Annotated in this window: 18 protein-coding genes; 13 read left to right on the top strand and 5 right to left on the bottom strand. The window is 50.1% G+C overall.

Going from position 1 to position 23,358, the window contains the following annotated elements; genetic code table 11:
* Positions 1–29 precede the first annotated feature (29 nt).
* Complete coding sequence (locus tag ACYU8Y_RS26085) at positions 30–428, top strand: DUF4174 domain-containing protein (protein ID WP_460941110.1); 399 nt, start codon at positions 30–32, stop codon at positions 426–428.
* Between the two features lie 186 nt (positions 429–614).
* On the opposite strand, the gene ACYU8Y_RS26080 is transcribed toward ACYU8Y_RS26085, so the two are convergent.
* The 3 genes from ACYU8Y_RS26080 to ACYU8Y_RS26070 form a co-directional block, all read right to left on the bottom strand.
* Positions 615–2,585, bottom strand: a complete 1,971-nt coding sequence (locus tag ACYU8Y_RS26080) for a sialate O-acetylesterase (protein WP_460941109.1) — start codon at positions 2,583–2,585, stop codon at positions 615–617.
* Positions 2,586–2,940: 355 nt separating this feature from the next.
* Positions 2,941–3,849 carry a hypothetical protein gene (locus tag ACYU8Y_RS26075; protein WP_460941108.1) on the bottom strand — a complete coding sequence of 303 codons (909 nt, stop codon included), beginning with the start codon at positions 3,847–3,849 and terminating at the stop codon, positions 2,941–2,943.
* 250 nt (positions 3,850–4,099) lie between these two features.
* Positions 4,100–4,630 (bottom strand): DUF2911 domain-containing protein, encoded by a 531-nt coding sequence (locus ACYU8Y_RS26070; RefSeq protein WP_460941107.1) that lies wholly within the window; start codon positions 4,628–4,630, stop codon positions 4,100–4,102.
* 222 nt (positions 4,631–4,852) lie between these two features.
* On the opposite strand from ACYU8Y_RS26070, the gene ACYU8Y_RS26065 reads away from it, so the two are divergent.
* From ACYU8Y_RS26065 to ACYU8Y_RS26035, 7 genes are all read left to right on the top strand, one after another.
* Positions 4,853–6,673: an acyl-CoA dehydrogenase gene (locus ACYU8Y_RS26065; protein ID WP_460941106.1), complete on the top strand. Its 1,821-nt coding sequence runs from the start codon at positions 4,853–4,855 to the stop codon at positions 6,671–6,673.
* Between the two features lie 88 nt (positions 6,674–6,761).
* Positions 6,762–7,739, top strand: a complete 978-nt coding sequence (locus ACYU8Y_RS26060; RefSeq protein ID WP_460941105.1) for a YheT family hydrolase — start codon at positions 6,762–6,764, stop codon at positions 7,737–7,739.
* Positions 7,740–7,747: 8 nt separating this feature from the next.
* The gene (locus ACYU8Y_RS26055; protein WP_460941104.1) at positions 7,748–8,035 is read left to right on the top strand and encodes a nucleotidyltransferase family protein; all 288 of its coding nucleotides are present in this window, start codon (positions 7,748–7,750) and stop codon (positions 8,033–8,035) included.
* Positions 8,028–8,399 carry a HepT-like ribonuclease domain-containing protein gene (locus tag ACYU8Y_RS26050; RefSeq protein ID WP_460941103.1) on the top strand — a complete coding sequence of 124 codons (372 nt, stop codon included), beginning with the start codon at positions 8,028–8,030 and terminating at the stop codon, positions 8,397–8,399. Before ACYU8Y_RS26055 ends, ACYU8Y_RS26050 begins: the two co-directional genes overlap by 8 nt.
* 3 nt (positions 8,400–8,402) lie before the next feature.
* Entirely contained in the window at positions 8,403–10,307 is a 1,905-nt protein-coding gene (serA, locus tag ACYU8Y_RS26045) for a phosphoglycerate dehydrogenase (protein WP_460941102.1), read from the top strand.
* A 93-nt stretch (positions 10,308–10,400) separates the two neighbouring features.
* Complete coding sequence (locus ACYU8Y_RS26040) at positions 10,401–11,492, top strand: aminotransferase class V-fold PLP-dependent enzyme (RefSeq protein WP_460941101.1); 1,092 nt, start codon at positions 10,401–10,403, stop codon at positions 11,490–11,492.
* 155 nt (positions 11,493–11,647) lie between these two features.
* Entirely contained in the window at positions 11,648–12,343 is a 696-nt protein-coding gene (locus tag ACYU8Y_RS26035) for a hypothetical protein (RefSeq protein ID WP_460941100.1), read from the top strand.
* A gap of 95 nt (positions 12,344–12,438) precedes the next feature.
* On the opposite strand, the gene ACYU8Y_RS26030 is transcribed toward ACYU8Y_RS26035, so the two are convergent.
* Complete coding sequence (locus ACYU8Y_RS26030) at positions 12,439–12,981, bottom strand: DinB family protein (RefSeq protein ID WP_460941099.1); 543 nt, start codon at positions 12,979–12,981, stop codon at positions 12,439–12,441.
* 580 nt (positions 12,982–13,561) lie between these two features.
* Between ACYU8Y_RS26030 and ACYU8Y_RS26025 the strand changes: the two genes are divergently transcribed.
* From ACYU8Y_RS26025 to ACYU8Y_RS26015, 3 genes are all read left to right on the top strand, one after another.
* The gene (locus ACYU8Y_RS26025) at positions 13,562–14,692 is read left to right on the top strand and encodes a spore photoproduct lyase family protein (RefSeq protein ID WP_460941098.1); all 1,131 of its coding nucleotides are present in this window, start codon (positions 13,562–13,564) and stop codon (positions 14,690–14,692) included.
* 169 nt (positions 14,693–14,861) lie between these two features.
* Positions 14,862–15,317: a DUF4920 domain-containing protein gene (locus tag ACYU8Y_RS26020; RefSeq protein ID WP_460941097.1), complete on the top strand. Its 456-nt coding sequence runs from the start codon at positions 14,862–14,864 to the stop codon at positions 15,315–15,317.
* Positions 15,318–15,419: 102 nt separating this feature from the next.
* Positions 15,420–15,932 carry a hypothetical protein gene (locus ACYU8Y_RS26015; protein ID WP_460941096.1) on the top strand — a complete coding sequence of 171 codons (513 nt, stop codon included), beginning with the start codon at positions 15,420–15,422 and terminating at the stop codon, positions 15,930–15,932.
* Positions 15,933–15,970: 38 nt separating this feature from the next.
* Here ACYU8Y_RS26015 and ACYU8Y_RS26010 read toward each other — a convergent pair whose 3' ends face one another.
* The gene (locus ACYU8Y_RS26010) at positions 15,971–17,767 is read right to left on the bottom strand and encodes an ABC transporter ATP-binding protein (protein WP_460941095.1); all 1,797 of its coding nucleotides are present in this window, start codon (positions 17,765–17,767) and stop codon (positions 15,971–15,973) included.
* A 341-nt stretch (positions 17,768–18,108) separates the two neighbouring features.
* On the opposite strand from ACYU8Y_RS26010, the gene ACYU8Y_RS26005 reads away from it, so the two are divergent.
* Positions 18,109–19,692, top strand: coding sequence for a hybrid sensor histidine kinase/response regulator (locus tag ACYU8Y_RS26005; protein ID WP_460941094.1), 1,584 nt, complete (start codon positions 18,109–18,111; stop codon positions 19,690–19,692).
* Between the two features lie 21 nt (positions 19,693–19,713).
* Positions 19,714–23,358 (top strand): response regulator, encoded by a 3,645-nt coding sequence (locus ACYU8Y_RS26000; protein ID WP_460941093.1) that lies wholly within the window; start codon positions 19,714–19,716, stop codon positions 23,356–23,358.

The raw sequence follows: 23,358 nt of genomic DNA, 5'->3' as shown, positions 1-23,358 counted from the left end.
TTTGGTTGATATCTTTGACAATCCTCCTTATGGGATTTACCCTTACTATGGAAAGTGTAGCGAATCAGCAAAAATCGCTCAAAGCGATATTAACCGAAAAGAAAGATCATCGGCGTGTGTTATTGGTTTATGGACGCGATGATGCACAGCATTATACAATTGAACAGCAGGAAGCGCTGAATGAAGTAAGAGACGGTTTGGCCGAACGCGATTTAGACGTGATCGTGCTCGTAGCGTCGTTGGTGATGGAACCCGACCGCCAGTTTCTTATGCATGACTTCAAACTGAACCCATCCGATGGCTTTGCGGCCTGGCTGATTGGAAAAGACGGCGGCATCAAACAAACCTATGCAAAACCTGTTGCCGCTAAAGATCTCTTCCAGACAATAGACAGCATGCCCATGCGGAAACAGGAAAGTAAAAACTGATCCATAACCGCACGAACTCTCCGGTCAGTAGCGTGGTCCCGAATACACTAATCATTCATAAGATAGTGCGCTGACTGGAGACATATAACTGCCTAAATAGCACGAGTACGTTGCTAAAAAAAACGGACCAGGTATAGACTCACTCTCAGTCTATACCTGGTCCGTTTTTTCAGTTAAAGCCATACATCACTGTTCGCCAAACTTGGCGGCTTCGGTTATCCCTTTCCACGTATCTGTACGAAAGGGTATGGCCGGAAAGTTTTCCTGATTGTACAAATTCACGTCGCCATTATCGTCGGCCCACCCGTACCGAACGGCGACCGGTGTTGCTACCGAATCAGCGTGAACGATGACCGAATTTCCTTTGATCTCGGCTTTGGCGTAATAAAATTTCTGGTCGGCACCCGCAACTTCAAAGCCTCTGAGGTAACCATATTTATCCTTTGCCACCAATCCACTTCCCACGTTTGAGAATGTTAGAATGGCCCGACCGTTCTCAACGGTCATTTTATTGACCTGTGGTCCCCGCGACGCTTCATTACCATTCTCGGCACTTTTATGGTAGGCCACCCGCATGGCTTCGGCGGCCAGGCGATTTCCCACATCCAGTTTATTTTTTGGGTGAATATCTGTTCGCTCTCCAATGTCTGACGTAACCGCCATACCCGTGTTAGGTAGCTGAAGCGTTTGGGTCTGGGCTTCGCGGAGTTCGGCCCACGTACTACCCCGCCGACTATCGCCATTGGCGGCATTGTAGCTGGCCAGCTGCACAAACAGAAATGGGAAGTCATAGCCCCAATGCTGCCGCCAATCCTGAATCATCAGCGGAAATGTTTTGCGATATTGATAGGCCCGCCCTGCATTCGATTCTCCCTGATACCAGATGGCCCCCGCAACAGCATACGGTATGAGCGGATTTATCATAGCATTAAACAACTGCGTAGCGAAGGTATTGGGGCCCGGCTTGTACGACGAGGCAAATACGTTGGCCACCCGGTATTTCCATTTACCCGCCAGCGGAATAGTCAGACTACTGTTGGCGAGTTTTAGTTCTTCGGGGCGGCCCATCAGGCCCCCACTCCCGCCGGTATCCGTAACGCGAATCGCAATCTCATTCCGGCCGGGTTTCAGTAAGCCGTCGGGCACGGCATAAGCGCGGGCCTTCCCGCCTTTTGTGCTGCCTATTAACTGGCCGTTCACAAAGGTGGAGTCATTGTCGGCAACGGAGTCCATGTAAAGCACCATTTTCTGACTGTTGGCTCCTTCCGGGATAACAATGTCCTGCCTGAACCAGACGACTCCATCCAGGGTGGGTAGTCCGCCCCATTCCCAGTCGCCGGGCATGTTCATGGTTTTCCAATCACTATCGTTTAATGTAGCACTCGCCCAACTCTGCTCGTCGGCGGCTGACGGCAGACTACCCTGCTGCGCTTTTATCAACGCTTGCGTACGGGCGGCTCCGCGCTGAATCACCTCTTCGCTGGTAGTGGGCAGTTTACTGGCTACTAAGCGGAGCTCCTCATGCTGATTCATCGCTTCGCGACTCGTCCAGGTTTCAGAATGCGTACCGCCCCAGGACGTGTTAATCAGGCCAATCGGGACATTGAGTTCCTTCTGCAGTTGTTTGGCAAAAAAGTACCCGACGGCCGTAAACTGAGGTGCCGTTGTGGGCGTGCACACACTCCAGCTTCCTTCAATATTGTCTTTGGGCGTTAAGCTTATGTCTTTCTTCACCAGCAGTTGGCGAATGGTGGGGTAGTTCGCCACCGGAATTTCCGTTTTGGCATTAGCGGCTGACCCCAGCGGCCATTCCATATTCGATTGTCCGGAGCAGATCCACACTTCACCAGCCAGTACGTCGTCAAACGTGATGGTATTACTTTTCCCTTTCACCAACAGTTGATAAGGTCCACCTGCTTCCATCGCATCGAGAGTGACGCGCCATTTTCCGTCTTTGCCAGCTTTAGCCGTTTTCGTTTGCTTATCAAGGGTTACAGTTACCTTTTCGCCAGCCTCTGCCCAGCCCCAAACCGGCACGGGTTTTCGGCGTTGCAAAACCATATGCGAGCCGAAAACATTGGGCAAGTGCACCTCGGCCAAGGCGGTCTGAAGGGTCAGCAAACTCGTAAATACCATTCCCCAGGCAAAGCATTTCATACGTAGCAATCGTTAGTTAGGTGGTTATTAACTTCAACGTTGAAAATTAGCGTTTATCCTCGTGGATTCAGTTAATCTTCCTGCTAATGATGAAAATGAAATGACTAATGTTGACCGCAGCAAGTGGTCCTGTAGGGCTGGCACACTACCCACGCTTGTAGAAGACGGCATGTACAAAGGATTGGGGCTAGTTACCAGTATCCATCATCTTACCAGATCGATAATCATACGATCCAACCCAAGCTGGTGAGAGAACCGAGCCGCGCAGGCAATCGGAACGGCCAACCGAGCCGCTCTCGACCTACCCTTCTATAGCTTCCAGAGACTATTTGATGCGTTTGGCCACGGTGCAATGTCAACGAATACGCGGAGTTTTCCCGTGTACCTCCAGCGCATTGGACAATTGTCGCCGGGTAGCGAACGTATAGCGTAAGGTAACGCCATAACTCATGCCGCTACCGTCTCCCAGCAACTGTGCTTTTTGCACGGATGTATGGCTGCCTGCGTTGGGGCTTCCGCCTGGTATGATTGGGTAATTGACCGCATACGTCACGTCGGTGGTGAGGGCATTACTCAGGCCCCAGAACTTACGAACGGAGAAACCCAGATCGATGGCATTGTTGAGCCGAATATTGTATTCTGCCCCTAGTTCGGCCATAGCAGTCATTTTGGCATTGGCCTGGGTTTGACTGGCCAGACGAAGCGTATCCGGCGTTTCCCGATGCCCGTCATATCGGTAACCGATGAGCGAAAACCGGCCTTCCTGCTGTCCACTGTTCGGCACGATCCACATACCTCCGCTCAACCAGAAACCCGACCGCAACCAGGGCTTGCTGGTTGATACGATCAGGCGTTTTCCGCGCAGGACAAACGTATTCTGCTTGCTACTGTACCGAAATATCAGGGGATAACTGGCATTTATAACCGAGACCTGTGTGTGGATTGGCATCCGGGCATAGCCCGCTTCAACGGCCCACCGCTCCCGGTAGACCCAGCCGACAACCGCTCCCCAGCCTGGCTTACCCACTACGTCACTCTGAATAAGGCCGTCGAATGAGTTATCGAGCTTAGCCCGGTCTGTACGAATAAACCCATCAAGAGACGCATACCAACGACTCTTGATGTAAGGTCCACCATATCGGGTAAGTAGCCGGTCGTATTGCTGGCTGCGTTCCGGTAACCGATAGTAGTCCGTAATACCCTGTCCATAGGCAGGCAATACGGCGAATCCGAGTAATACATACAGGAAGTAGCGTTTCATCATCGGCTATCGGTTAGAGCGTTTTACAAATAACGCGATAAACGTTTGTTTGTTAACCACTTACAAACGATTTAATTCGTAAACGGTCATTGGTCAATGTATTTACGACCCTAATCTGGCTGATTACGTTCGAAAGGAGACGAAATAAGTAGTATTACCCTGTTCAGGCGTTATAAAACTAAAAAACCCAGTCTGTGCGGACCGGGTTTTTTAATCAAACAAATAACGTTTTTTTAATCTCGGGGCCGTTATCTCAGCCGTGTTTCATAACAGGCACCGAAACGGTCATGTTGTCCCAGGCAATAGCAATGCTGCTGTTAGCCGGGGTGATCGTCAGTTTTTCGATGGGTGATTTGGTCATCGAAACCGGTACCTTGACCGTAGCGACATCGGTACCTTTGATTTTTTCATAGTCATAAGCACCCCATTGGCCCAGTGTGCTATTCAGAATAACGCTCCATTCTTTCTCGCCAGGGATGGTATAAAGTGTATACGTACCTGCTTTGACCATTTTACCGCCAAACATTACGTCGCTTTTAAACGTCACTTCGGTTGCTTCATTGGCCCCTGTCCGCCATACTTTCCCGTACTTCTCAAGGCTGTTCGAGCCATCGGCGCCAAAAATAACCCGGCCTTTTTTGGAAGGCTGGCCATACACGACTTTAATGTTCTTATCCGGACTTTCTGCGGTTATTTTAGGACTTGCCGGTGCTTTGTTATCCTGCGCCTGTGCCCACGATACGGTAGCAAAGAGCAACGTAAAAACTGCAATTAGATTTTTCATGTGTTAATGATTGGATTTGTTTTGAACGTACTACTGTCTATACGCCACAAAGTAAACGATAGTTTTTTGAGATATGAGTAAAGAGTGCAGGCAAAGTTTGGTATTTTTATACGTAGTAAGCGGTACATTCGTCTCTGGGTAATGCGCTTCTCTTCCAGCGCCGTTGCCCTTGCAAACAGACCCTTTACCTGTAGTAGCCCTTTAAGCAGACGCATCGCCCGTATGGCAACAACTTATTTTAGCAAACGCAACCTTCAGTTTCTGTTGCACGACGTTTTCAAAGCCGACGAACTGACTAAATACGATTATTTTAGTGCCCACGACCGGGAAACCTTCAATCTCGTGATCGATTCAGCTATCTATATTGCTGATACACTTATGCATCCGTACCTGAAGGATGTCGACAGAAACCAGCCGGAACTTAAAAATGGGCAGGTGACGATTCACCCAAGTATTAAGGACTACCTGAAAGCAATGGGTGACGCGGGTCTGATTGGAGCCGGCTTCTCGTTCGAACACGGTGGACAGCAATTACCGAAGTTGATCAACTCCTGTGTGACCTTTATTTTGATGGCCGCTAACAACGGGATGATGTACACCGGCCTCACCTCCGGAGCCGCTCACCTCATCACCTCGTTTGGCTCTCCGGAATTAAGTGCCATTTACGTACCCAACCTGCTGGGCGGCACCTGGCAGGGGACCATGGCCCTCACCGAACCGCAGGCGGGATCGTCGCTCTCCGATGTGACGACCTCGGCGACGCCCCTACCCGACAGCCAGGCCGGTGTGGCAGCGTACCAGATTAGGGGACAGAAAGTATTTATCTCGGCGGGCGATCATGATGCGGCTGACAACATCATTCACCTGATGCTGGCCCGGATTGATGGGGCCCCCAAAGGCACAAAAGGCATTTCGTTGTTTGTTGTTCCCAAATACCGGCCCGACCAACAGGACGGTTTTGTTGATAATGACGTCGTGTCAACGGGCATTTACCACAAGATGGGGCAGAAAGGCGTACCGGCCCTGCACCTCACCATGGGATCGAATAACAATACCATTGGCTATCTCGTTGGCGAGCCCCACCAGGGTCTCTCGTATATGTTTCAGATGATGAACGAAGCCCGCATTGGGGTTGGCATGACGGCAACCGGTATTGCTACGGCGGCCTATTATGCCGCGCTAGCCTACGCCAAAGAACGACCACAAAGTAGACGACTGAATACCAAAACCCAGCTAGATGCTCCCCAGACGCCCATCATCAACCACCCCGACGTTCGGCGAATGTTGCTGTTTCAGAAAGCCGTTACGGAAGGATCACTCTCGCTACTTCTGGAGGCAGCCCGCCTTTACGACATCAGAGAAGTGGCCCAGGGCGAAGAAAAAGAAAACGCCTTCCTACTACTCGATTTGTTGATGCCCGTAGCCAAATCCTATCCTTCTGAAATGGGGGTGCAGTCGGTCAGTCAAAGTTTGCAAACATTCGGTGGATATGGCTACACGGAAGACTTCCCGGTCGAGCAATTATACCGCGATATTCGTATCACACCCATTTATGAAGGCACCACGGGTATTCAGGCGCAGGATTTACTGGGCCGGAAAATGACCATGAAAGGCGGAAAAGCGCCCCAGCTTTTGTTTGCCGAAATAAGCCAGTTAATTGCTGAAGCTAGTACATTTGACGAGTTGAAGCCCTACGCAGATCAGTTGGCGACCGAGCTCAAACGCGTACAGGACGTTATGACGGGCCTGCTACCTCACGCGCAGCAAGGAGATATTGAACGCTATTTGTCCGACGCGACGCTGTTTCTGGAGCTATTCGGAATTGTCGTGCTGGCCTGGCAGTGGTTGAAACAGGCGGTTGTCGCCAAACAAACGCTGATGACCCAAAACCCCCAGGGTGACGACCTGATTTTCTACGAAGGCAAGATTCACACGATGAAATTTTATTTTCATTACGAAGTCCCCAAAACACTGGGTCTGGCCGTTCGCCTGAACGATTCCGACGTGCTGACGATCGTATCCGAAAAAGAACTGGCCCTGTGAGCGAACGTAAAGCCATGTTTTTTAAGGTTTTTTGAGCTTCTAACGTCAGAACTTTTACCTTTGCGGCTTCAATCGCCCGCGTTCGGTAATGCCGCTGATTGCCCTATCGAGTTATAAGCCGCCAATCCGCTTGTGGAACGGCCACCTGCAAACCATCATTCCTTCGCTCTTTCGCAAGGTAGAGGTCCCTTACGTTCGCGAACGCATCGAGACACCGGATGATGACTTTCTGGATCTGGACTGGTGCTATGCGGATGGCGGATCAAAGTCTTTGGTTATTCTTTCGCATGGCCTTGAAGGGAGTTCAGCCAGCCAATACCTGGCCGGTATGGTACGGCATCTGACACGGCATGGATTCGACTGCCTGGCCTGGCATTATCGTTCATGCAGTGGCGAAATGAACCGCCAGCAACGATTCTATCATATTGGCGAAACCGGCGATTTACACTTCATCATACAACACGCCCTATCGACGGGCTATCAGACGGTTTACCTCATGGGGTTCAGTGCGGGCGGCAACGTTACCCTGAAATACCTGGGCGAACACGAGGAATCAAGCCTACATCCAGCCATTAAAAAAGCTGTCGTTTTCTCGGTGCCGGTCGATCTGATGGGTTCCGCCCGACGGCTCGAACAATGGGACAGTCTGGTATACAACCACCGGTTTAACCGAACCTTAAAACGGAAAGTACTGGACAAAGCAGCCGCCATGCCGGGTGTCTTTCCAACACAGAATGTAAGGAAGGCGCGGAGTATCCGGGAATTTGATAATTTGTTTACGGCCCCAATGAACGGTTTTCGGGACGTAACGGACTATTATACCCGGAGTAGTTCGCTGCAATTCATACCAGCCATCACCATTCCAACATTGATCGTGAGTGCGAAAAACGACCCATTTTTATCACCTGAATGTTTTCCGGAAGCGTTGGGCCGGGAACTCCCTACTGTGTGGATGGAGTTCCCTGAGCAGGGAGGTCACTGCGGGTTTCCCCCCCAAACAGGTGGCATTCAGGGTACGTACTGGTCGGAGGAGCGGGCGTTGGCATTCTTGATGAATCAATTTTAACAAGTGACATGGACGCAGAGCACATAAAAACGCTGCTGAAAGCGAACAAAGAGCGTTTATTTATCGCTTATCCTTTGGCATCCCTGGCGTTGTTTGGTTCTTATGCCGACGGCACGGCAACGGAAAACAGTGACGTGGATATTTTAGTGGAATTTAAACAGCCTGTTGGTTTTGAATTCATTGACTTATCTATTGAATTAGAGAGCCTGCTCCAGAAGCCAGTTGATTTGGTAACCCGGAAAGCTATAAAGCCTACCTTAATGCCTTACATTACGCAGCAGTTATATTATGTCTAAGCGATCAGCCTACATTTTGTTGACTGATATGATGGAAGCAATCGATGCCATCAGGGAATATACGGCTGGTTTGGACTATGAGTCTTTTCTAAATACCAGGATGGCTCGTGATGCAGTTGTCCGAAACGTGCAGGTTTTAGGTGAAGCCGCTAACCGGGTTCCCAAGCCGTTTCGGGATCAGCACACAACTATCGAGTGGATGCGTATCATTCGTACTCGTCATATTCTGGTACACGACTATTTTGGTCTTGATTATGAAATCATATGGCGCATAATAACCGTTCATCTACCACCTCTCCAGCAGGCAATTAAACACATTTTAGACAGTAACCCGCTGGAAGATGCGGATATTGACCAAATCTAGATCATGCTCACCAAACCACTCGAACAAACCTATTACATCATTGATTTTGACAGCACCTTTACCAAGGTCGAAGCGCTCGACGTGCTGGGTGAAATCTCGCTGACGGGCCGCCCTGATCGCAACGATGTGCTGGACGAAATTAAAGCCATTACCGACCGGGGCATGTCGGGCGAAATTTCATTTACGGATTCGCTGAACCTGCGGCTTAACTTGCTCAAAGCTCACAAAAGCCAGTTGCCTGCGCTTGTTGAAACCCTGATGGGCAAGATCTCCGATTCGTTTCAACGCAACCGGCAATTTCTGACCGAAAATGCCGAAACAATCTACATCGTTTCGAATGGGTTTAAAGAATTTATTGTACCAATTGTTACGTCGCTGGGTATTCGGGCGGAGCATGTTTTTGCCAATACGTTCGTGTTCGATGAGACCGGAGCCATTGTCGGGTTCGACACGGAAAATCCGCTGTCGGCCAACGGGGGCAAATCGCAGGTAATCCGGAATCTGCAACTCGATGGGGAAGTATACGTGATTGGTGACGGCTATACGGATTATGAAATCAAAGCGTCGGGGCTGGCTAACCGGTTTTATGCCTTCACGGAGAACGTTATGCGCCCTCGGGTAGTCGAAAAGGCTGACCACATTGCCCCTTCGCTCGATGAATTTTTGTATCACAACAACCTGAGCCGCAGTCAATCGTATCCGAAGAGCCGGATTAAAGTTCTGTTACTCGAAAATGTGCACCCGATAGCCGTTCAATTATTTGAACAGGAGGGCTTTAATGTCGAGATTCGGAAAGGGGCACTGGATGAAGATGAGCTGATCGAAGCCATCCGCGATGTATCCATCCTGGGCATTCGGTCAAAGACGAACGTGACCGCTCGCGTGCTGGAACATGCCAATAAGCTAATGACCGTTGGTGCGTTTTGCATCGGTACAAACCAGATTGACCTGGATGCCTGCACCGACAAAGGCATTGCCGTTTTCAATGCACCTTACAGCAATACCCGTTCGGTGGTTGAGCTGGCCATTGGTGAGATTATTATGTTGATCCGGAGCATCGTACCAAAGAGTAACATGATGCACCAGGGAGGCTGGGATAAATCGGCCAAAAACAGCTTTGAAGTACGCGGTAAGAAACTCGGGCTTGTTGGCTATGGTAATATCGGTACGCAGTTATCGGTCGTAGCAGAAGCCCTGGGCATGGAAGTTTATTTCTACGATGTTGTCGATAAGCTGGCCTTGGGTAATGCCCGGAAATGTAAAACACTGGACGAACTGCTGGCCGTTGCCGACATCATTAGCCTGCATACCGACGGGCGAAAGGAAAACAAAAACCTGATCAGCTACCGCGAATTCGGCCTGATGAAGAATGGCGTCATCTTCCTCAACCTCTCGCGAGGGCACATTGTCGAAATCCCGGCACTGGTCGATGCCATCGAGCGCGGCAAAATTGCGGGTGCGGGGGTTGACGTGTTTCCGCAGGAGCCCAAAACCAATAACGAGGAGTTTATGAGCGCCCTGCGTAACCTGCCAAACGTAATTCTGACCCCGCACATTGGCGGCAGCACGGAAGAAGCTCAGGCCAACATTGGTAATTTTGTACCGAGCAAGCTACTCGAATATATCAATAACGGCAGCACCTACGGCAGCGTAAACTTCCCCGAACTACAGCTTCCCTTGCTGAAGGGGGCGCACCGGTTGCTGCACATTCACGCCAACGTGCCGGGTATTCTGGCCAAAATGAACACGATTTTTGCCAAATACCATATCAATATCCACGGCCAGTACCTCAAAACGAATGAAAAAATCGGTTACGTCATCACGGACGTTGCGAAGGAGTATGCCGATGAGGTCGTCGAGGAATTAAAGGACATTGATAACACAATCAAGTTTAGGCTATTGTATTAATTAGTGAATGATAGAGTGATTGAATGATTGATTAGTTGCGTGAAATAGCAATTACTCAATCATTCAATCACTCTATCATTCAACCATTGACCTATGAAAAACACGTACTTCACGCCCGGCCCGGCCGAACTCTACCCAACGTTCTACCAGCACCTGCAGCAGGCAATGGATGAACAAATCGGCTCTATTTCGCACCGGAGTCAGCGGTTTCGGGACATTTATAAGTTTGCGGATGAGCAACTGCGTACGTTGCTGACCATTCCGGCTACACACGGCATTTTCTTTACCGGTTCGGCTTCGGAAGTGTGGGAACGTGTGCTGCTCAACTGTGTTGAACACGAAAGTTTTCACCTGGTCAACGGCTCGTTCTCGCAAAAATTCTACGACTACGCCAATGCCCTGAATAAGCACGCTCATATTCTGGAAAAACCATTTGGCGAAGGGTTCGATGCGGCCGAAATCGAGGTACCTGCCTACGCCGAACTGGTTTGCCTTACCCACAATGAAACTTCGTCGGGTGTACAGATGCGGCCTGCCGAGATGCATAAGCTCAAGCGCAAATACCCCAAGAAGTTATTTTGTGTCGATACCGTTTCGTCGGCTCCTTTCCCGGATCTGGACTTTAATTTGATTGACTCGGCGTTTTTCTCCGTTCAGAAAGCATTTGGCATGCCCGCCGGTCTGGGTGTCTGGATTGCCAACCAGGCTTGCCTGGCCAAAGCCGAACGATTACAGAAAAACGATGCGATGACCATTGGGGCCCACAACACATTGCCCATGCTTTGGAAGCATTACAAAACGTTTGAGACACCCGCTACGCCCAACGTTTTATACATTTATATACTCGGCAAAATTGCGGAAGACTTCAACCGAATCGGCATTGACACGATTCGCAGACAAACCGAAGAGAAAGCCCGGATGCTGTACAAGTTTCTGGACAGTTCAGCTCGGTACGAGACTTTTGTCAAACAGGAACGCCATCGTTCACAAACGGTTATCGTTGCCAATGTCGGATCGGAGGATAAGCCCCTATCCTCGACGGATGTTATTTCGGCCGCTAAATCAGCGAATATGATCGTTGGCAGTGGGTATGGTAAGTTCAAAGATTCACAGATTCGGATTGCCAATTTTCCCGCCGTATCCGTTGAGCAGGTCGGCTCGCTGATCGAGCAATTACAAAAATAAAGGGCTCATCATTTATCATTTTCTTCTAACGCCTTTCCCGTTCGGGGAAGGCGTTGATTTTTGGTTCATTTTCATGTAGTCTTCATCATTGAGAAACCTTATCCAGGCTGCGTGGTTAATACAACGACGTTTTTTATAGTATTAACTCAACGACAATGAAGAAATTACTTACAACTGTAACGCTACTGACTAGCCTAAGTATTTGTGCCATGGCCCAAAACAGGTCAGATTCGAGTAGGAATGGACGGCCGCTCCTTGATGAGCAAACGAAACGGGATGTGCGGCAGAAAGCCGACCAGGCCAGCGAGAAAATGGATGAGGAAATCAACAAATCCATCAGTTATCAGCAGGCAAACCAACTCAGTTGGTTTGAGCCCAATAACCTTTTTCTGGGTGGCGGTCTTGGGATGGGTGCCACCAACGGACAAGTGTATCTGGGAATCAACACGCGCCTGGGCTATTTCTTTCAGCCAGGCTTCGCGGCTGGTTTACGTTACGATGCTGACCGGCTTGTGGGGAATAAGTACCACTCCCGGCAGGTGGGTGCGTTTGCCCGTTATTACCCCTTCCGTACGCGTATCAGTAGTTTCATTGGTGCCAGCTTAAACAGTGGCCGTGAATTTTCGGAAAACACGCCCGCCGATACGAAATATAAATACACCAGTGTTGGTCTGGAGATTGGGGTGATGGCCTGGATTCTGCACCGATTGGGCGCAGAGGTGTCTTACGAAAGCAGCTTTTACAACAAAATTGACCCGACCGTTAGCCGGGGCAAAGGTGGTCGCCTGAAAATTGGCATCAACTATTATTTTGGCCGGGTTGCCGGTCGGGGTGTTAAGCTAGCCCGCTAATTCATACAGACCCGAAAAAATTAGTCTGCATTATAAAGAGTATCGGGCCCTTCCCTGCAACTACGGCGTTATTGACCCGTGAGCGCAGAGAAGGGCTATTTCAGTTGAACCCGATTGTATACCTGTTGAAGTAGTTCCCGATGGTGTTCCGTGTGAATGCTGGTGAAATAAATCATTTCCCGCACAGTTAGCTTACCCAGTACCGGATGAGGTATACAGTAGTTGTCCAGTTCGGTTGCAGACCAGTTTTTGAGGGCTTCAACCAGCGATTGATACATAGCCCGGAATCGTTCCATAAGTTCGCTCCGGCTTACCTGCCTATCGTCTGACCGGGGCGACATGGTTGCAGGAGCCTTAGCACCCGTCGCCAATACATTTTGGTAGGCAGACTTTATCTCCTCGTATGGCCGCGATGATGCCGTTGGCCTTCCCCATTGATCCAGAATTGCGCGAGGACCGGTTAGTAATCGAGCCACCGGGCGAGCGGATAAGTATAAATGCTGGATGACCTCGGCAACGGACCATTTTCCGTTTGTGTTCGCCCAGAACTGTTCGTCGGTCAACCCATCGACCCAGCTAATAAATGCTTGACTAGTTGTATTTAATTGATTTTGACTGTTTGTTTTTTCTGCTTCCATCTTTTGTGTGGTTTAGAGTCACGAGTATAACTAAGATTTAAAAAAAACCGGGTTTCAACCCGGCGTATATGATCTAATAAATGCCCTACGCCGGGTTTATTAATTTGACATAAATAAACGTAGAATTTAGTCTCTATCAGCCCGCTGCTTTAGCTGTGGGCTAGGGAAAAGAAACAGAATAAATCAACCGTTTCAACGGTTTTAGCGCAAACAAACCGTTGAAACGGTTAACATACTGGGCTATTTTTTACTGACCCATCGCTAAAGCAGCGGGCTGATAGAAGTTCGACGTTGTACCTAATTTAGTCAAACAAATCAACTCGATGCTGCGTATGCCCGTCTAATTAGTAAGCTTAGTAATTGCCATTTTCCGCCTGAATAAACTAATACTTTCCGATTCTTCTCTGGCCTAAAACCATCCAATAAAACGATTAAAATTATTTTCTAAGTTTTTGATTAATAGACACTTAGAAACAACATCATTTCCTACTTGCGGGATTCATCCGGTACAATTCTTTGTTATCTATACAGGTGGCAGACGTTCTTTTTCAACCTCATCGCTGTTTCCTTTTACTCCGTTATGACGATTGATTCAATTGAAAAACCAGCCGATAAACCCTTCCTTAAATCGGCCCGTCTCTGGATGCCGAAGCGCGTTGTTTTCACCGCTGATGCGCTGAAAGAACCGTTTGGGCAGGCGATGTACGAGCGCATTTCCGCACTCGATCTGCCAATTAAGATCGCGAAAAACAACCGCATTACGGGTTTACGCGGGGCCGATGAACGGGAGACTTACCGCATTGCCAAAAATACACTGGCGGTAGTGAACGCGCCACCCAGCGCGTTCCGGTTGCAACCCATTCCCCCTTCGGCCGACTGGCAAATGAATCTGGCCGAAGGCTGTCCTGCTCATTGTCAATATTGTTATCTGGCAGGTAGTCTCTCCGGGCCACCGGTTGTTCGGGCCTATGCCAACCTGCCGAAGATGTTAGCCAGTACGGCTGCTTACGAAGGCACCTATCCCCCTAACCGCACCTGGCAGAAATCTAACGATTCGGTGGCCCGACCAACTACTTTCGAGGTAAGCTGCTATACCGATGTGCTGGGTATCGAACACCTGACGGGCAGTATGGCGGAGTGCATTCAGTACTACGGTACCCGATCAATGGCCGAACTTCGCTTCGTCACGAAGTACGATCAGGTCGATAGCCTTCTTAACCTGCCCCACAATGGGCACACCCGCGCTCGTGTAAGCCTCAATACCGACGATATAGCCCGCCGGCTCGAAGGAGGTACGGCTTCTGTAGAAGCCCGGCTGCAGGCCATTCGTAAGCTGGCTTTGCCGAAAGCACTGGGCGGTGGCGGCTATCCTGTCGGACTGGTCATTGCCCCCATTATGGCCATTCCCAACTGGCGCGAAGCGTACACGGCCCTCCTTGACCGCATTTCTGACGTACTTGACTTTGGTCCATCAGACATGACCGTCGAATTCATCAGCCACCGCTTCACGCCCGGCTCCAAAGATGTGCTGCTGCAATGGTATCCGAATACCTCACTCGATCTGGACGAGACATCGCGCGCCGAGAAACGAAATAAGTATGGGGGCACAAAATATGTATATCGCCCGGAGGAAATGAAGGAAATGAAAGCGTTTTTCTACGCCGAATGGGCGAAGCGCTTTCCGAATGCTCCGATACTATACTGGACCTAGTTTCCTGAGTAAGCTAGCGCATTACTAAAAATTTCTGGCCATCGACGTTGATCAGGATTTTGGTAATGCGCTGAAAATGGTAAATTTGACGTTACATAGCCAATACCAGCTGCCCCCTGTGGCCGCATCCGGCAACTATACAGGAACCCTCATACGTATCGAATAAACCATGAAAAACTTACTGCTTACTACCTTTCTCGCTGCGGCATCCTTTGGCGCGTTTGCCCAAACCGATTTGAGTTACCACGGCAAAAAAATTACGCCGGCAGGAGCCATTCCGGCAACCGAGCTGACCACTAAAATGGCCGACAAAACAGAAATGCCCGCCAAGGTAGAAGGCACGGTTGAGTCGGTGTGCAAAGTAAAAGGCTGCTGGATGAAGGTAAAAACCGGCGATGGCCAAACGATGCGCGTGACGTTTAAAGATTATGGTTTCTTTGTTCCTAAAGACATTGTCGGTAAAACCGTCGTTGTAGAAGGTACCGCCGAAACCACCACCACACCCGTTGCCGACCTGCGCCATTTTGCCGAGGACGCCGGTAAATCGAAAGAAGAAATTGCGAAAATCACCCAACCCGAAAAAGCACTCACTTTTGTTGCCGATGGCGTGATCGTGAAACAATAAACGGGTTATTTCTCAGGATCGTCGGTACAAACAACGAAGCCGTAACCAGGGCAATGCGCCTGGTTACGGCTTCGTTTCTAATGCGGAGTTAAACTCGTACGTATGAATTTCTTTCTTAAGGCAGCCGTTTCTGCACTCGTTCTTTTTTTACCAGCAACAGGGCTTCTTTACGGACAACAGCCGGCCGATGTACGCGCCGTTCGTTGGGGTTTCACGCCCAAGCAGGTTAAGGAAGCCGAACCGACAAAACCCACCTCTACCAAAAAAGAGAAGTTAATTTATGCGCGGGTACCCTTGAACGACCGAATGGTAGGCCTGGAGTATGCGTTCAATGGAGATTCGCTGCTTTCCGCTTCCTATTATTACTACACAACGGCCTCGATTACGAAAGATGATGTTCTCGCGGCCTCCGTCGAGTTTGACAAGCAGATGACTGAAAAATACGGCCGGGGAAAACCCGTTCTCCTGGGCGATACCCGAAATACCATCTGGCTCACCCCGCGAACGCAAATCACCCTTTCGGTTGGCAATGTTGATCGCGGATGGTCCGTAGAACTCGTTTACCTTTGCCGCGTTTGTTCAGGGCAGCCGGTTGAGGCTAAGGGCAAACGCTAACGTAACACATCCCCTATTTTCGTAATCAGAAAGACGCCTTAATTCGCCGATAACGCTTCCTGACCAGACACTTGGCTTTCTTTGCGTTCGCCAATCTGCTGACGCCACATGGCATAATACAGACCCTTTTGCAGCAACAGTTCCGTGTGAGCGCCCTCCTCGGCCACATGTCCCCGTTCGAGCACAAAAATCCGGTCCGCGTGCAAAATCGTACTCAGGCGGTGAGCAATCAGAATGGTTATGTGCTGCCGGGAGCCCGACAGTTGGCGAACGGTCTTGCTGATTTCTTCTTCCGTAAGTGAATCCAGAGCGGATGTAGCCTCGTCAAACACCAGTAGCGCTGGCTTGCGGAGCAGCGCACGGGCAATGCTCAGCCGTTGTTTCTCCCCACCCGAAACCTTGACCCCACCTTCACCAATGACCGTATCGAGTCCCTGCGGGGCGCGGCTGAGCAATGAATCGGCAGCGGCCTGATGCAGGGCTGTGAGGCATTCCTCATCCGTGGCGTTAGGAGCAACAAATCGTAAGTTTTCGCGGATGGTACCCGCAAAGAGCTGCGTATCCTGCGTAACGAAGCCAATTTGTTCGCGCAGCTCATCGAGGTCTATTTCCGATCCGGGAATGTCATTATACAGTATTTTACCCGCCAACGGCGGATAAAGCCCCACCAGCAACTTTACCAGGGTTGTTTTCCCCGAGCCCGATGGCCCCACAAAGGCAATAGTTTCGCCAAGTTTTGCCGTAAACGAAATACCGTCCAGCGCCGGTGCGTTGGCCGTCAGGTGTTTGAACCGCACTCCATCGAAAGCCAGGGTTTGTATTTTATTGATTGGTTTCGGGTGGGCCGGTTTTGTGTCTCTCGGTGTATCGAGAATTTGCTGAAAATTGGCCAGCGATGCTTCCGTCTCCCGATAAATATTGATGATGTTACCCAACTCCTGCAACGGTCCGAAAATGGCGAATGAGTAGATAAAGAGAGAGAAAAATTCGCCAACGGTGATCCGTCCCTGCACCACCAAAAACAGCATGAGCAGCATAATGGCGTTGCGCAGCAAATTGACAAACGTTCCCTGGATGAACGACAGCGACCGGATGTACCGGACCTTCTTCAACTCCAGTTTCAGGATTTTACCGGTTGTTGCATTCAGCCGTTCGGTTTCCTGCTGGGCCAGACCCAGGCTTTTTACCAGCTCGATGTTGCGCAGGCTCTCCGTCGTTGAACCAGCCAGGGCCGTCGTTTCGGCCACAATATTTTTTTGAACAACCTTAATTTTCTTACTCAGCAACGAACTCACGAAGCCTAACAGCGGAATCGTCAGAAAATAGGCCGGCGCAATGGGCCAGTAAACCGTGCTGGCATACCACATCACGAAAATGATTCCGACGACGGATGTGAACAACACATTAACAAACGACTGAATCAGCTTCTCCACATCGGCACGCACTTTCTGGAGCTTACCCAGTGTCTCCCCCGACCGCTGATCTTCAAATACCTGATACGGCAGCTCCAGCGAATGCCGCAGCCCGTCGGTGTAGAGCCGGGCACCCAGCCGCTGTGTAATGACATTGACGTAATAATCCTGGAAATTTTTGGCGATACGACTCACCATCGCCACACCTAATGCCTGGAGGATCAGCAGCCCGGCACCATCACTCAGGAAGGCCCAGAAATTAATGTCGCGTATGCTTCCGCCGGGCTTAACGACATACTGGTCAATAATTTTACGAAAAATATACGGATCGAGTAACGAGAAAACCTGGTTGATGGCGGCCAGAAACAAGGCCAGAATCAGTAAGCCCCAGTACTGGCGCAGGTAGGAGTAAAGTAATTGCATAGACCGATTGTTGATGGTTGTTTCGTATAGTAAATGTAGTAATGATGAGTAGGTTGTTCACGTCTCCTGACGGGCCAGAATGGCGGCCAGCCAGGCAGGGTAATCAGCCCCCAAAGAGACGGGTGTTTACCCATATCCATCGTTATGTAGGCGCATTCGTTGAAAACAGACGTATTTTTGAGCCAGATAATTCCCTCACGTCGATACTGGCCAGATTTGGAAACACCCAAACCAAGGCTCTATCTTCACCGAAGAATTGCAAAAACGCGTTTCTGACCATATGGCTCAACGTTCGATAGCCTGCTGGCTACGTTCACTTTTAACGTTTTCAACGGTTAACCATGATCCTTCTTGTTGATGATAGGCCCGAGAATATTATTCCGCTAAAGAAAATTCTTGAACTACATCGTTTTTCGGTCGACACGGCCGAATCGGGTGAAGAGGCATTAAAAAAAGTGTTGAAAACGGACTACTCCGTCATCATCCTCGATGTACAAATGCCCGGCATGGACGGGTTTGAAGTAGCCAATGCCATTGCCGGGTTTAGCAAAACGAAAGATACGTCCATCATTTTCCTGTCGGCGGTTAACACCGAAAAAAAATTCATAACCCAGGGCTATACATCGGGCGGAGTTGACTACCTGACCAAACCCGTCGATCCGGACATTCTGGTCTTAAAAGTCAAAACACTCGAGAAGCTCTACCGCCAACAGCAGGAACTACGCGCGGTTCAGGACTCCCTTCGGAAAGAAGTTGAGGTGCGTAAACAGGCGCAGGAGGCCTTGACGGAGCAAATGGAATCCCTGCAGATCGTGTTGTCTTCCCTACCCCAGATGGCCTTTGCCCTGGACCCCGACGGTAAAATCGAGTACGTCAACGAACACTGGTTCCAGTACGCGAGCAGTTCATCAACGTTTCCGGAAGCCCACCCCGACGACGATGTGTGGCACGACTGGAACCAGGCTTTTATTGCTGGCACGGAACTGACACGCGAGGTGCGCCTGAAGGGCCTGCACACGGGCGACTTTCGCTATCATCTGTTACGCATCATCCCGATCAAACAACAGGGTGTGTTGAACCGCTGGATTGGCACCTTTACGGACATTCATCCGCAAAAGCTGGCGGCCGAGTTGCTGGAGCAACAAGTGGAGCTGCGCACGAATGAGCTCATGCTCAAAAATGCTGAACTGGAACAAACCAACCATGAATTGCAGCAATTTACCTGGGTTGTATCGCACGACTTGAAAGAGCCCCTCCGAAAAATACAGTTGCTGAACGATACGATCAAAGAAAAATACCTCAAAGAAAATACCGACGCCGTTTCGTATCTTGATCGATCCATCCGGTCATCGGCGCGCATGTCTACACTCATCAATGATCTGCTCGCCTACTCACAGCTCTCCGTACCGGAAGCCTTTCAGCCAACAAACCTCAATGCCCTGGTCGATGAACTTCTGCTGGACTTCGACGACGCCCTGCAACGAAAGCGGGCCGTTGTCGATGTTGATCAGCTTCCCGTTATTGACACCATCCCAACACGCATGCGACAGATCTTCCAAAATCTGATCAGTAATGCGCTCAAATTCGCAAAAGAATCGGTACCGCCCGTTATAACCATTCGGGCCGAACGAATTGACACCAAGGCAATTGATGGCGAGCCTAGTCCTACGGGGGCGTTTTGTCGAATCATCGTGCAGGACAACGGAATTGGATTCGACGAGAAGTTTCTGGGGCGTATTTTTGTTATTTTCCAGCGGCTGCATACCCAAACGCAGTACGAGGGTACCGGTATCGGCCTCGCCATTGCGAAAAAGAACATCGACAAACACCACGGTCTCATTTCAGCCCAGAGCCGGATCAATGAAGGAGCTCGTTTTATACTTGTTTTACCGGTCAGCCAAACCAGTCAGCTATCTGTTATGTAAGTCGCTAGTAACCTACTCCTCATGCCAAAAAAATTTACAAACTCGGTTATCCGACAATTACAGACCGTCTTTTCTTTTTCGACCCTGCTGTTGCTGATTAGTCTTTCGGCGTCTTACTACAGCATTCAGCAGCTCATTCGTAACTCAGAACTGGTCAATCATACCAATCAGGTACTGGTCGAGTCAGAAAATATTATCTCCTATACCAAAGATGCCGAGACGGGGCAGCGTGGGTATTTGGTTACGCTCGATCCGCTTTTTTTACAACCCTATACGGGTAGCCTCGAAAAGATAGAAGCCAGCCATAACCGACTGGTCGACCTCACCGCAGATAATCCGACCCAGCAAAAACACCTTGCTCAGATAAAGGCCCTGTACGAAGCTAAGTTTGCGCAGATGCAGCGAGTCATCGACCTGGTCAGGCGGAATAAATCGTTCATGGTCGACACGGTGGCCAGGCATCAGGAAATGGTACGGGGCAAGCAGATCATGGACGACCTTCGGCTAACCATTAACCAGACAAAAACGGAGGAAAATGCCCTGCTACAGGACCGTATCAAAAAGCAGCAGCTTTACATCACTTACACGCCAATTCTGCTGGTCGTTGCGGCTCTCATTTCTATCCTGATTACGGCACTTACCTATATACGAATTAAGAATGACCTGGACGACCGGCTGAAGCAACAACAACTGGCCGAAGAAAAATACATTGAAACCACCGGACGCATTGCCCTCATGGAGGATATCACCCAGGAGATTGCCGGGGGCGATTATTCGGTGCGCAGCCAGGATGCGAAAGACGATGATCTGGGACGTATCTCGAAGGCGCTGAACCAGATGGCAGGTTCCCTGCAACAAACGTTCGCGGATTTGACCGATAAAAACTGGCTTCAGGCTGGTACAGTCAACGTGAGCGATGCCATTCGGGGCGAGAAAAACGTCAGCCGTTTAGCCACTCGCCTGATCGATACGATTGCCGAGTACGTCAACGCCCCGATGGGTACTCTTTATCTGCTCGATCATGAGACAATCTTCAAACTGGTCGGTAGTCATGCCAGTCATCAGGCACCCGCCTTTATTCATGCTGGCGAAGGGCTCGTTGGACAAGCTATCGATCGTCAGAAAACAATTCTGGTACAGGACGTGCCTACCGAATACAGCCAGATAACATCGTCGCTGGGGCATGTCCGGCCGACGGCGCTGCTGATCGTTCCCCTCATTTACGGTGATGTGTGCCTGGGTGTTATTGAACTGGGCTTTCTCAAGAAGCCAACCTCACTGGAGATAAACTTCCTGGAGCAGAATCGGGAGATGATCGCCATTGGCCTTAACTCCGCCCTGGATTACCTGAAGCTGCAAAACTTTCTGGAGGAGACCCAGGCCCAGGCCGAAGAGTTACAGGCGCAGCATTCGGAGATGGAAAACCTGAACGCTGAACTCGAAATGCAGGCCCAGAAATTACAGGCATCGGAAGAGGAATTGCGTGTTCAGCAGGAGGAATTGCAGCAAACCAACATCGAACTCGAAGAGCGTGGCATGCTACTGGAAGAGAAAAACGATGAAATTCAGAAGAAAGCCGACGAACTGGAGTTAACGACGCGGTATAAATCGGAATTTCTGGCAAACATGTCCCACGAACTTCGAACGCCCCTCAACTCCATTCTGCTACTGAGCCGGTTGCTGGCCGAAAATCACGAAGCAACGCTCTCAACGGATCAGGTGGAATATGCCCGGGTCATTCAATCGTCGGGCAACGGGTTACTGGGGCTGATTGACGAAATTCTGGACCTGTCGAAGATCGAAGCCGGCCAAATGAAGCTGGACTACCAGGAGGTAGCGATCGCTGAAATTACCCATGAGCTGCAATCCCTGTTCGCGATCATGGCCAAGGAGAAAGGCCTGGCCTTCGCCATCGACGTGGAATCGAGCGTTCCTTCCGTTGTCAGCACGGACAAAATGCGGCTGGGGCAGATCCTTAAAAATCTACTGGCCAATGCACTCAAATTTACGGCCGCTGGTAGCGTTTCTCTAACCATCAAACGGCAGGATGACAAGCTCTGTTTTGTCGTCAGGGATACGGGAATTGGTATAGCTCCCGAAAAACAGCCACTTGTTTTCGAAGCCTTTCAGCAGGCCGACGGCTCCACCAAACGAAAATACGGGGGCACTGGTCTGGGCCTTTCGATAAGCCGCGAATTGGCAAAACTACTGGGGGGCGAAATTACGCTGAGCAGCCGGGTAAACGAAGGGGCAACGTTTACGGTATTCATTCCGATTGTAAGGGCTCAACTGTCCGAAACATCACGCCATCAACCAGCCGTTTCGGATGCCGTGTTCCCTCGCCACACGGCTCCGAACACTCCTCCCCAGCATCACGCCACAAGCCCGGCCTCGTCTGCCCCTGCGGCATCTGACGGCGAGAAGTACATCAGCACCACGATTCCGGATGCCATTCCCGATGATCGTCACTCGATAACGGAGACGGACAAGACCATTCTGATTGTAGAAGACGACACAAATTTTGCAAAATCGCTGCTGGACTATACCCGAAAGAAAGGATACAAAGGCATTGTGGCCGTTCAGGGTGACGAAGGCCTTAAACTGGCGGCTACCTACAAACCGATTGGTATTCTGCTGGACATTCAGTTGCCGGTCATGAGTGGCTGGCAGGTAATGGATGCGCTGAAAGCCAATCCACAAACCAGACCCATTCCGGTGCACATCATGTCGTCGCACAAGATGAAGAACGAGAGTTTGTTGAAAGGAGCCATTGACTTTGTGGATAAGCCGGTAGCTTTCGAACAGCTCCATGAAGTCTTCAAAAAAATAGAATACGTATTAAATCGCGATGCCAAGAAAGTCCTGATCATCGAAGACAACGCCAAGCACGCCAAGGCCCTCGCCTATTTCCTGGAAACGTTCAACATTACGTCGGAACTGAAGAGTAACATTTCGGAAGGTATCGACGCGTTGAAGAGCAAGGAAGTAGACTGCGTGATTCTGGATATGGGCATCCCGAACACAAACGCCTATGAAGCCCTGGAGGAAGCCAAGAAAAACCCAGGTATGGAATCGGTACCGATCATCATTTTCACGGGCAAAAGCCTGTCAATGTCGGAAGAGCTGAAAATCAAGAAATATGCGGATTCCATCATTGTCAAAACGGCTCACTCCTACCAACGCATGATCGACGAAGTATCGTTGTTTCTGCACCTTGTTGAGGAGAATAAACAATCGGCCGACAAAACCGGTATGTCGAAAAAACTGGGTGCGCTGGGCCAGGTGCTCAACCAGAAAACAGTGCTGGTCGCCGACGATGACGTACGCAACATCTTCTCGCTCTCGAAAGCCCTTGAACAGTATAACATGACGGTTGTGGCGGCCCTGGACGGAAAGGAAGCGCTGCAAAAGCTGGACGAAAACCCCGCCATCGACGTTGTGCTGCTCGATATGATGATGCCCCAAATGGACGGCTACGAGACGGCCCGGAAAATCAGGGAACATTACAAATGGAAAAACCTTCCGGTCATTGCCGTTACGGCCAAAGCCATGACCGGCGACCGCGAAAAATGCATTCAGGCCGGAGCCTCCGACTATATCACCAAACCCGTTGATATTGACCAACTTATATCACTGTTGCGCGTCTGGCTATATGACAGAAAATAA

The organism is Spirosoma humi, assembly GCF_054776575.1.
This window is presented reverse-complemented; position numbering and strand designations above follow the sequence as displayed.

Bases quoted from the DNA above. Each gene is read 5' to 3' on its own strand.
- ACYU8Y_RS26085 (WP_460941110.1), top strand. From the start codon at position 30: ATGGGATTTACCCTTACTATGGAAAGTGTAGCGAATCAGCAAAAATCG.
- ACYU8Y_RS26080 (WP_460941109.1), bottom strand. From the start codon at position 2,585: ATGAAATGCTTTGCCTGGGGAATGGTATTTACGAGTTTGCTGACCCTT.
- ACYU8Y_RS26075 (WP_460941108.1), bottom strand. From the start codon at position 3,849: ATGATGAAACGCTACTTCCTGTATGTATTACTCGGATTCGCCGTATTG.
- ACYU8Y_RS26070 (WP_460941107.1), bottom strand. From the start codon at position 4,630: ATGAAAAATCTAATTGCAGTTTTTACGTTGCTCTTTGCTACCGTATCG.
- ACYU8Y_RS26065 (WP_460941106.1), top strand. From the start codon at position 4,853: ATGGCAACAACTTATTTTAGCAAACGCAACCTTCAGTTTCTGTTGCAC.
- ACYU8Y_RS26060 (WP_460941105.1), top strand. From the start codon at position 6,762: ATGCCGCTGATTGCCCTATCGAGTTATAAGCCGCCAATCCGCTTGTGG.
- ACYU8Y_RS26055 (WP_460941104.1), top strand. From the start codon at position 7,748: ATGGACGCAGAGCACATAAAAACGCTGCTGAAAGCGAACAAAGAGCGT.
- ACYU8Y_RS26050 (WP_460941103.1), top strand. From the start codon at position 8,028: ATGTCTAAGCGATCAGCCTACATTTTGTTGACTGATATGATGGAAGCA.
- serA (WP_460941102.1), top strand. From the start codon at position 8,403: ATGCTCACCAAACCACTCGAACAAACCTATTACATCATTGATTTTGAC.
- ACYU8Y_RS26040 (WP_460941101.1), top strand. From the start codon at position 10,401: ATGAAAAACACGTACTTCACGCCCGGCCCGGCCGAACTCTACCCAACG.
- ACYU8Y_RS26035 (WP_460941100.1), top strand. From the start codon at position 11,648: ATGAAGAAATTACTTACAACTGTAACGCTACTGACTAGCCTAAGTATT.
- ACYU8Y_RS26030 (WP_460941099.1), bottom strand. From the start codon at position 12,981: ATGGAAGCAGAAAAAACAAACAGTCAAAATCAATTAAATACAACTAGT.
- ACYU8Y_RS26025 (WP_460941098.1), top strand. From the start codon at position 13,562: ATGACGATTGATTCAATTGAAAAACCAGCCGATAAACCCTTCCTTAAA.
- ACYU8Y_RS26020 (WP_460941097.1), top strand. From the start codon at position 14,862: ATGAAAAACTTACTGCTTACTACCTTTCTCGCTGCGGCATCCTTTGGC.
- ACYU8Y_RS26015 (WP_460941096.1), top strand. From the start codon at position 15,420: ATGAATTTCTTTCTTAAGGCAGCCGTTTCTGCACTCGTTCTTTTTTTA.
- ACYU8Y_RS26010 (WP_460941095.1), bottom strand. From the start codon at position 17,767: ATGCAATTACTTTACTCCTACCTGCGCCAGTACTGGGGCTTACTGATT.
- ACYU8Y_RS26005 (WP_460941094.1), top strand. From the start codon at position 18,109: ATGATCCTTCTTGTTGATGATAGGCCCGAGAATATTATTCCGCTAAAG.
- ACYU8Y_RS26000 (WP_460941093.1), top strand. From the start codon at position 19,714: ATGCCAAAAAAATTTACAAACTCGGTTATCCGACAATTACAGACCGTC.